This window comes from Endozoicomonas sp. SESOKO3 (genome assembly GCF_024606255.1).
The window spans coordinates 1-10,523 of sequence record NZ_JAHHPR010000370.1 but is presented as its reverse complement, the minus strand read 5'-3'; the positions used below and the strand labels follow the sequence as shown (position 1 = coordinate 10,523).

6 protein-coding genes are annotated in these 10,523 nt (G+C 49.5%); all 6 read right to left on the bottom strand.

From position 1 onward, the window contains the following. On the bottom strand, positions 1-1,343 hold a 1,343-nt coding region (locus tag KDK18_RS06570), incomplete at its 3' end, for a hypothetical protein (protein ID WP_257254070.1). A 115-nt stretch (positions 1,344-1,458) separates the two neighbouring features. Next, the gene (locus KDK18_RS06565) at positions 1,459-3,156 is read right to left on the bottom strand and encodes a hypothetical protein (RefSeq protein WP_257254069.1); all 1,698 of its coding nucleotides are present in this window, start codon (positions 3,154-3,156) and stop codon (positions 1,459-1,461) included. Between the two features lie 155 nt (positions 3,157-3,311). Beyond that, the gene (locus KDK18_RS06560; RefSeq protein ID WP_257254068.1) at positions 3,312-5,192 is read right to left on the bottom strand and encodes a hypothetical protein; all 1,881 of its coding nucleotides are present in this window, start codon (positions 5,190-5,192) and stop codon (positions 3,312-3,314) included. A gap of 16 nt (positions 5,193-5,208) precedes the next feature. Next, positions 5,209-7,161, bottom strand: coding sequence for a hypothetical protein (locus KDK18_RS06555; protein ID WP_257254067.1), 1,953 nt, complete (start codon positions 7,159-7,161; stop codon positions 5,209-5,211). Between the two features lie 108 nt (positions 7,162-7,269). Beyond that, positions 7,270-8,940 carry a hypothetical protein gene (locus KDK18_RS06550; RefSeq protein WP_257254066.1) on the bottom strand — a complete coding sequence of 557 codons (1,671 nt, stop codon included), beginning with the start codon at positions 8,938-8,940 and terminating at the stop codon, positions 7,270-7,272. Between the two features lie 294 nt (positions 8,941-9,234). Beyond that, positions 9,235-10,523 (bottom strand): hypothetical protein (locus KDK18_RS06545; protein ID WP_257254065.1); only part of this gene is annotated, 1,289 nt, incomplete at its 5' end.

The window sequence follows — 10,523 nt, the reverse complement described above, 5'->3', positions numbered from 1 at the left end:
CTCTTATGAGACGACAGGGCTTTGGCATTCCTGCTGACCTTCCCGCATGGCCGCTGCCGACCATCCTCTCCAACCACGGTCACGTCACAGGTTTGTTGCCCTGAATGTTCTCTGCCTCTGTGATCCGATAAGCTTTTAGCACCCTTGAAAATCATCCCGCATGGCTGCGGCTGTCCGTCCTTCCCAACCACTATCAGGTCACAGATCCTATGCCCGCTGTGGTACCCACTTTTGAGATATGACAGAGTTGTGACATTCATGCAGACCTTTCCACATGGCCGTTGTTGGAGATCCTCCCCGACCACTGCAATATCACAGACTTGCCTCCCTGTCCGCACTTGTTGTTTTCGATTAGACGGAGTTTGTTGGCAATGGGTAGCCCCTCCGGAAGGAAGACAACCCGGGGATTTTCGAAGACTGAGTAAACCATCCACTATAATCTCGTCATCAACGTTTAAGGGAACATTCCCGGGTATTTGTACATTATCATTGAGTATCTCGTCAGGGTCACTGATAGAGACTGCTTCTGCACTCACTGGTTGTCTGGCATTTCCAGGACCAAAATGGTTTGTGCAACCAAGACAGTGTTCATTCACCGAATGAGGGCACGCGCTTTGTCCGGGTGTTACTCCCGATGGCTGGAATTGACAAACGCCATGACATGGATAAGCGAAACAATTTAAACCTAAAGTGTGTGAGAACTCTTGAGGGCCTCCTTTACCATCGCCTAAGTCAGAATACATAAGACGAATGAAAAAACCTCTAGGGTAAATGGTGGCTTCCCGGACTTGCTGACCGGATGGTTCTGATGGTGGATCTTGTGGTGGATTACCACCAGAGCCATACATCAGAGTGATGGTCGCAAACGGATAATCCCTCCGTGTCAAAATAGTAGTTGCCCCCTGTTGCTCAATCGGATTAAACAGGGGTGATTCGGGGTTCCAATAGTTTTTAAAAAGCCAACCGAAAATGACGACCACTTCTACAGGCAGCCATGAATAAGGTGCGCAGCATAGAGGGGCGTCTTTGCTGGTCAGGATCAATTCGTGACCCACCAGCAGGTGAGTGGCGTAAAGCCATTGCCACGAAATCGACTTAATAGGGGTCGTTTTTATTCCGTAACGGCTAGATCTGTGTCGTTTGTCATCCATTGACAAACCTGGTCCCGCGTCGCCGTTGGTTTTGGCAATGACTGACGGACACTTAGACGATCTATGACAGCCACGCTTTATAGAAAAGCTTTTTTTTGGAGAATCTGGATTTGATTCAAGCTTAACAAAAAAATGTTCTGTCAATGCTTCGACCTGACAGACGACAGACAACAACAATATCGGCAACAGCAAGGCTGCAAAGAAGGAGTGTTTAATAATTCTATCCTTGCATTCTGGTGGACAGAGAGGAAGGATAGATCAAGAAAAGCTGGAGAAAGGACTGCTGTCAGATCTGACCGTTACTTATTCACTTTACCCTTTTCGCCTCAACTTCTTTAGAAGTGAAGGCATCATTCTGGTTCACATGAACAGGCTTGCGTTTTCGATGTTGTTTTTTGTGATCCGACAGGGCGCGGGCATTCCTAAAGACCCTCCCGCATGGCCGCTGCTGACCATCCTCCCCGATTACGGCGATGCTACAGGTTTTTTGCCCGGTATGGTATTCGCTCTTGTGAGTCGACAGGGCTTTGGGATTCTTGCAGACCGTCCCGCATGGCCTTAACTGGCCATCCCTCACGATTACAATCACGTCACAGGTTTTTTGCCCTTTGTGGAGCCTTACTTTATGATCCGACAGGACTTTACGATTCTTGCAAATATGTCCGCAGGGCCGCGGTTGGCCATCCTCCCCGAGCACGTTCACGTCGCAGGTTTTTTGCCTACTGTGCTCTCTGATTTTGTGATTCGTCAGAACATGAGCATTCCTGCAAACCACCCCGCATGGCCACGACTGACCATCCTCCCCAACCACTGTCTCGTCACAGATTTTTTGGCTGCTGTGCTCTTTTCTTTTATGTTCCGAGAGGTCATGAATATGCTTGCAGACCACTCCACATGGCCGCGGCCGGCCATCCTCTCCGATCACAGTTACTCCACAAGTTCGTTGCCCGCTGTGCTCTCTTCTTTTGTGCCCCGACAGGGCATAAGCACTTTTGCAGACCTTTCCGCATGGTTCCGGTCGGCCAGCTTTTCTTACCACTGGTACGCTACAGCTTCGTTGCCGGCTGCGTTCTCTTCTTTTGCGCTCTGACAGGACATGAGCATTCTTGCAGACCTTCCCACATGGCGGCTGCTGAACCTCGTTCTCAACCAGTCTCACGTCACAGGTTGGAGGACAAACCGAGGCTGAAGCCCCCATTGAGTCTGTGAAATGGGGAGTCGTACAGGAAATCCCATTTTTTTCCGGAAGACTGCGATCACTTAGACAGAGTAATCCATCAATTATAACCTGATCATCAGCAGAAACAGGCTTATTCACGGACACGGGCACATCGTCTTTAGCTGGGCCGTTAGGGTCATTGGTATAGGTGGAGCCTGCGCTCATCGAGTATATAGCGTTTCCAGGACCAAAATGACGTTTGCAAACAAGGCAGCGTTCATTCAACGAATGATAACATGAGCTTTCTGGCGACGTTGCAACTGATGGCCCGAATTGACAAAAGCCGTGACAGGGATGGACAAAACAATGCAAACCTAAAGTGTGTGAGTACTGTTGAGGGTCTCCGTTACCGTCGCCAAAGTCAGAATACAGGAGACTGGTGAAAAAGCCTATAGGCTGGATATTAGCTTCCGGGACTTGCTGGCCAGATGACTCTGATGGCGGGTATTGTGGTGTTTTATCGCCAGAGCCATGCATCATTGCCATGGTCTCAAACGGGCAATCCCCCAGTGTCAGCGCAGAGATCAACTCCTGTTGCTCAATCGGATTTAACAGGGGTAAATCAGGGTTCCGGCAGTTTTTTAAAAGCCAACTGACAATCAGAGCCATTTCTATTGGCAGCCATGAACAAGAGCTGGAGTTTAGAGGAGAGTCTCTGCTGGTCAGGATCGGTTCATAACCAACCAACAGGTTTGTGGCGTGAAGCGATTGCAACGAAATTGACTCAAAAAGGGCTGTTTTTATCCCGCAACTGCATGGTCCTTCGACAATGAAATGACCTGTCAAAGGTTCGGCCCGACAGACGACAGATAATAGCAACATCAGCAATAGCATTGCTGCAAAGGGTGAGTTTTGAATAATTCTGTCCCTGCATTCTGATATACAGAAAGGAAGGATAGATCAAGAAAACCTCGTGAAAGGGCTTCTGTCAGTTCTGACTGTTACTTATTCACTTTGCCCTCATCAGGACTGAGGCCTTCGTCCTGATTCACATCAACAGGCTTGCGTTTACGTTGTCTTCTTTTGTACTCCGACAGGTCATGAGCATTCCTGAAGGCCTTTCCGAATGACCTCGGCTGGCCATCCTCCCCGACCACGATCATTTCGTAGGTTTTTTGTTCGCTGTGAGCCCTGCTTTTGTGAATTGACAGAGATAGCACATTCCTGCAAACCCTTCCGCATGGCCTCGGCTGGCCGTCCTCCCCGACCACGGCCACGTCGCAGGTTTTTTGCCCGCTATGAGCTCTGCTTTTGTGATCGGACAAAGATGACACACTCTTGCAGACCTTTCCGCATTGCTTCGGCTGGCCATCCCCCCCGACCACGGTCACGTCGCAGGTTTTTCGCCCGCTGTGATCTCTGTATTTGTGAACTGACAAAGATGACGCATTCTTGCATACCTTTCCGCACGCCCTCGGCTGGCCATCTTCCCCGACCACAAGCACTTTGCAGGTTTTTTGCCCGCTGTGATTTCTGCTTTTGTGAACCGACAAGGATGACGCATTCTTGAGAACCTTTCCGCATGGCCGCAGCTGGCCATCTTCCCCGACCTCGGTCACATCACAGGTTTGTTGACCGCTATGGTCCCTTCTTTTATGATCCGACAGGGCTTTAGCATTCTTGAAGACCCGCTCGCATGGCCCTTGTTGGCCATCCTCACCAACCACTTTTTCGACACAGGTTTGTTGCCCCGAGTGGGCTCTTATTTTGTGATTCGACAAGGCCACAGCATTGTTGCAGACCTTCCCGCATGGCCGCTGTTGGCCATCCTCTGAGACCACTGTTATGTCACATTTTTTTTGCCCGCTGTGATCCCTGCTTTTATGAACTGATAGCAATTTCGCATTCTTGAGGATCTTTCCGCATGGCCGCATCTGGCCGTCTTCCCTGACCACGGTCACGTCACAGGTTTTTTGCCCGGTGTGAGCTCTTATTTTGTGATCCGACAGAGCTCGAGTACCCTTGCAGACCTTACCACATGACTCTTGTCGGCCATCTTCTCCGGCCACGGTCACGTCACAGGTTCGCTGTCCGGTACGGTTTCTTCTTTTATGATTCGACACGGTTTGCTGGCAATGGGTAACCCCTCCGGAAGGAAGACAACCCGCAGGCGAAGACACCACTGGGCGTGTGAAATAGGCAAACGTACAGGAAATCCCCTTTTCTCCTCGAGGACCAGAACCACGCAGGCTGAGTAAACCGTTGATTATCATCTGGTCATCAACAGAGACAGGCACATTCCCGGGCATGGGTGCATCATCATTGGCTGAACCGTCAGGGTCTTTAGTGTAGGCCGACCCCGGACTCATTGAGTGTGTTGCGTTTCCAGAATCAAAATGGCGTATACAACCATGGCAGTGTTCATTCACCGGGTAACGGCATGAGTTTTGCGCGGGTGTTGCTCCTGATAGCCGGAATTGACAAACACCATAACAGGGGTGGACGAAACAATTTAAATCCAAAGTGTGTGTGGATTGTTCAGGATCTCCGTTACCGTCGCCAGAGTCGGAATACAAGAGACCAGTGAATGAGCCTCCAGACTGAGCAGTAGTTTCCTGCGGGACTCGCTGGCCGGATGATTCTGATGGCCGGTACTGCGATGGGTTATCAACAGACCCATACACCATTATGATGGTCGCATACGGTTGGTCACCCTTTATCAGCACAGATGTTGCCTCCCGTTGTTCATCTGCATTTTGTCGAAGTTCGATAACAAAACGTTCTGTCAATGGTTCGGCCCGACAGACGACAGATAACGACACTAGCAACAGCATTTCTGCAAAGAGTGAGTGTCGAAGAATTCTATCCTTGCGTTCTGGCATAGAAAGGAAGGATAGATCACCTTATGAGAGGATGGGTGTCAGATCCGGGACCGAGGTCATCGTTCTGAGCCGAATCAACAAGCTTGCGTTTTAAGTGTTTTCTCTTGTGCTTTGTCAGGGATCTGGAATTCTTACAGACCAGGCCACATAGCCGCTGTTGGCCATCCTCTCCGACCACGCTTACGTCACAGGTTTTTCGCTCGCCGTGGGCGCTTCTTTTGTGATCCGACAGTGCCTGAGCGTGCCTGCAGACTCTCCCACATAACCGTGGCTTGCCATCCTCCTCAACCACGGTCACGTCACAGATTTTTTGTCCGGTGTGGACTTTGCTTTTGTGACACGACAGAGCCTGAACATTCTTGCAGACAGCACCGCATGGCCGTAACTGGTCATCCTCTCCGACCACTTTTATGTCACAGTTTTTTGGCCCGCTGTGCTCTCTTCTTTTGTGATTCGTCAGTCTTCGAGCATTCTCACAGAGCTTTCCACATGGCCGGGGTTGGCCATCCCCCCCTACCCATGTTTCGTCACAGATTTTTTTTCCGGTGTGGTATCTGCTTTTGTGAACCGATAGGTCTCTGGCATTCTTGCAGACCTTCCCGCATGCCCATTGCTGGCCACCCTCTCCCATCACGATCACGTCACAGGTTTGTTGCCCGCTGTGGGCTACTCTTTTGTGATCCACGAGAATTTTGGCACATTCGCAAACTACCCCGCATGGCTGCTGCTGGCCATCCTCCCCGACCACGATCACGTCACAGGTTTTTGGCCCGCTATGATCTTTGCTTTTGTGAACTGACAGAACTAGCGCATTCTTGCAGACTTTTGCGCATGGCCGCGGCTGTTCGTCCTCATCGATCACGGTCACGTCACAGGTTTTGTGCCCGCTGTGAAGCCTTCTTTTATGATACGCCAGAGCTTTAGTATTTTTGCAAACTTCCCCGCATGGCTTCTGCTGGCCATCCTCATCGACCAGGGCCAGGTCGCAGATCCTCTGCCCGGTGTGGTCTTTTCTTTTGTGATTCAACAGGGCCTGTTGGCAATGGGCTCCCCCTCCGGAAGCAAGACAACCTGAAGGTAAAGTCTTCATTGAGTGTGTAAAACGGGTAAACGCAAAGGAAATCCTGTTTTCTTCTGGAAGACCCTGACTACTTAGACTGAGTAGCCCACTGATGATAATCAGGTCGTCAGGGGTGACAGGCAAATTCCCGGGCAATGGCACATCACTACAGGTACGTCTGGTGGGGCCAGTGTTGTAGGCGAGCCCTGCACTTTGTCCGGGTGTTGCTTCTGATGACCGGAATTGACAAACCCCATAACAGGGATGGGCGAAACAATTTAAACCTAAAGTGTGTGAGTTTTGATGAGGGTTTCTGTTATTGTCACCAGACTCAGAATACAGAAGACGGGTGAAAAAACCTACAGGGGCGCTGGCGACTGCCGGAACTTGCTGGCCTGATGATTCTGATGGAGGGTATTGTTGCGAGTTATCTCCGGAGCCAGGCACCATAGAGATGATCGCAAACGAATGACCCTGACTCGCCTGTTGTTCAATCGGGCTAAATAGCGGTGAACCAAGATCCCAATAACTTTTTAAAAACCAACCAACAGCGAAAATCGCTTCTAAAGGCAGGCATGAACGAGAGGTAAAGCGAATAGAGGCATCTTTGGTGGTTAGGATCAGTTCACAAACAACCAGCAGGGGAGTGGTGTATAGCCAGTGCCATAGAATCGATTCAATGATGATCGTTTTTAGTTCGTAACCGACTGGTCTGTGTCGTTTGTCATTAAGCAGAAAATCTGTTCCTGTGCAGCCGTTTCTGTCAACAATGAATGACAAAGTACACGACAATGCACGCAGTACACACTTTATAGAGAAGCCCAGGTTTGGAAAAACTGCTTTCTGTTTATGCTCGACAATACAGCCTTCTTTCAATGGTTCAGCCATAGAGATGACAGACAGCGACAATAGCAGCAACAGCAGTGCTGCAGAGTATGAGTGTTTAATAATTCGATTCTTGCATACTAATTTAAAGAGAAGAAGGATAGATCACCTCATGAAAGGAGGGTTGTCGGATCAAAGACTGAGGTCATTGTTCTGGTGCACATCAACAGGTTTGCGTTTTTGATGTTGTCTTTTATGGTTGGATAGGGCTTTAGCATTTTTACAGACCCTCCCGCATGGTCGCTGCTGACCATCCTCCCCGACCACGGCCTCGTCACAGGCTTGTTGCCCGGTGTGATACCACATTTTGTGATTTGACAGGGCCTGATCATTCTTGAAGATCTTCCCGCATGGTCGCTGCTGACCACCCTCCCCGACCACTGCCTTGACACAGATTCGTTGCTTGCCATGGGATTTTCTACGGTGATAACACAAGGTTATGGCATTGCTAAAGACCTTTCCGCATGGCCGTTGTTGACCATCTTCCCCGACCTTAACCACTTGACAGGTTTGTGGTCCGGTGTGGTCTCTTCTTTTGTGATCTGCCAGAACTTGAGTATTCCTGCAAACCTTTCCGCATAACTGCTGCAGGCCATCGTCCCCGACTACTGTCTCGCCACAGATTTTTTGCTCACAGTGGTACTTGCTCTTGTGAACCGACAGAGCAAGAGCATTCTTGCAGATTTTTCCACATGATCGCTGGCCATCCTTCCCGATCACGGTCACGTCACAAGTTTGTGGTCCACTGTGTTTTCTTCTTTTGTGATCCGACAGGGTCAGAGCATTCTTATAAACTGTTCCACATGGCCGCTGGTGTCCGCCTTCAACTACCATCACGTCACAAATTTGTTGGCTGCTGTGGTCTGCTCTTTTTTTATTCGAGAGAGCTTTAGCATTCTTGGAGATCTTCCTGCGTGGTTGCGTCTGGCGATCCTCCCCGACCACTTTCTCGTCATAGGTTGGCTGCTCGCTGTGGATATTTGCTTGGTCATCCAACAGTTCTTGTTGGCATTTTTTAGCTCCGAATATAATATTCTCGGGTACTGGCAGAGCTTGTAATGTATCTTTCCGGGAAAGATGCGTTTGACTCTGATCCAACAGACTAAGTGACTCAGTAATGAACTCAAAATCATTAACAGTGGAAAGCAAACCCCTGAGCATTAGTTCATCATCATTGAGTAAGCCGATAGCATCAGTTGTATAATCGATTAAGTCTGAGGCCACTCCGTTTCCATCAGAAGTATCAATTAGTATTCCGAAAATTGATTCTTCTTCGGAATGTTTAGCCTCTACAGTATCAGAAGTACCTAAGCAACCAGGACACTGTCTATTCGCCAAATGCGGGCATGAGTTTTGTTCGGGTGTTGCTCCCAATTGAGCAACGGATACTTCTGCCCTCGCCTCTGGAGTGTGGATCGTTGCATAGGGCTCTGCCAAGTGGAACTCAGCGGCACTTCTGCTATCAAATAATGGTCCGAACTGACAAACGCCACGACAAGGATGGACGAAACAATTCAGACCCAAAGTATGCAGGTGTTGTTGAGGGCCTCCATCACCGCCACCATGGCCGTAGTCAGTATTCTGAAGACTAGTGAAAGAGCCTCTGTAGTGGCTCATTGTCTCTGGGGCTTGCAGACCGGATGGTTCTGAAGGCGGGTATTGTTTTTGGCCATGTCCGGAGCCATGCATCATGGTGATGATCGCAGACGTTTGGTCTTGAGTCAACTGTACTTCCACCGGGTTAAACAGCGGTGAATCAGGGTTCCAATAACATTTTAAAAGCCAACCGACAGTGACAACCAATTCTGCAAGTAGCCATGAATAAGGGGTAGAGTCAGGCGATGAAGTTGACCCCAGATGGCCCTCTTTTTCGGAAATTTCTGACAGGTTGTCTGTTAATGTATGCCGGTTGAGCTTGGTAGAAAAATACCGGTTTGGAGAAACTGTATTATAGTCAAAGTCAACAACAAAACGGCTACCAAACAGTTGAGCCTGACAAACGACAGATAACGACTGTAGCAGAAAGAGCGATACCGCAAAGTATGAACGTTTAATAATTCTATCCTTGCATTCTAATATACAGAGAGAAAGGATAGATCATCTCATGAAAGGATGGGTCTCAGATCGGGGACTGAGGTCACTGTTCTGGTCCTGATCAACAGCCCTGCGTTTTCGATGCCTTCCTTTATGGTTCGACAAGGCTTTGGCGTTCTGGCAGACTACCCCGCATCGGTACTTGAGCCCATCCGTCCCAACCAATGTTACGTCGCAGGTTTTTTTCCCACTGTGGTATCTGCTTTTGTGATCCCGCAGAGCTTGAGCATTCCTGCAGACCTTTGCGCATCGCCGCTGTTGTCGATCCTTATCAACCACGACCAGGTCACACATTTTTTGCCCTGAGTGGTAGTTGCTTTTGTGAGATGACAGCGCTTGTAGATTCTTGCAGACCTTTCCGCATGGCCATAGCTGACCATCTTCTCCGACCATGTTCACGACGCAGGTCTGTTGCCCGCTGTGGACACTTCTTTTGTGTTCCACCAGATTGCGAGAATTTTCGCAGGCCATTCCGCATGGCCGTTGCTGACCATCCTCTCCCACTACTGTCATTTCACAGGTTTTGTGCCCGGTATGGTATCTGCTTTTGTGAGATGACAAAGATGGAGCATTCTTGAAGACCGTCCCGCATGGCCTCTGTTGGCCATCCTCGCCGACCACAGTCAGGTCACAGGTTTTTTGACTGCTGTGCTCTCTTTTTTTGTGATCCGACAGGGCATGGGAATTCATATAGATCCTGCTGCAGGGCCGCTGCTGACCATCTTCCCCGATCACAGTCACGGTACAGGTTTGTAGTCCGGTATGTGCTTTTCTTTTGTGCTCCCATAGGCCTTGTGCATGCTTGAATATCTTCCCACAGAGCCGCTGCTGGTGATCTTCTCCGACCACGGCCACGTCACAGATTTTTCCCCCACTATGGTATTTACTTTTATGAGTCGACAGGGAAGCAGCATTCTTATAAACGCTCCTGCATGTTCGCTGCTGACATTCCTTCGCCACCACTGTCAGGTTGCAGTTCGCCCGCTTGGCAGGATTCATTGTATCGGCTACAGCAGCACCTTTTGAGCCTGAGGCGTCCCCGTCTGAGACGACTCCGTCCACAGGGTTGCGACGACAGCAATATCTATCAGCCATGGAGGGGCATGAGCTTTTTTCGGATGTTACCTTTGTACATCCTGTCGAACTTTCTACGGAATTCAGCGCTCCGCTATCGGATGAGTCGAATGATGGTCGCAATTCACAAACGTCACGACAAGGATGGACGAAACAATTGAAACCCAGAGTATGTGAGTGTTGTTCAGGGCCTTCGTTACCGTCACCAGAGACCGAAT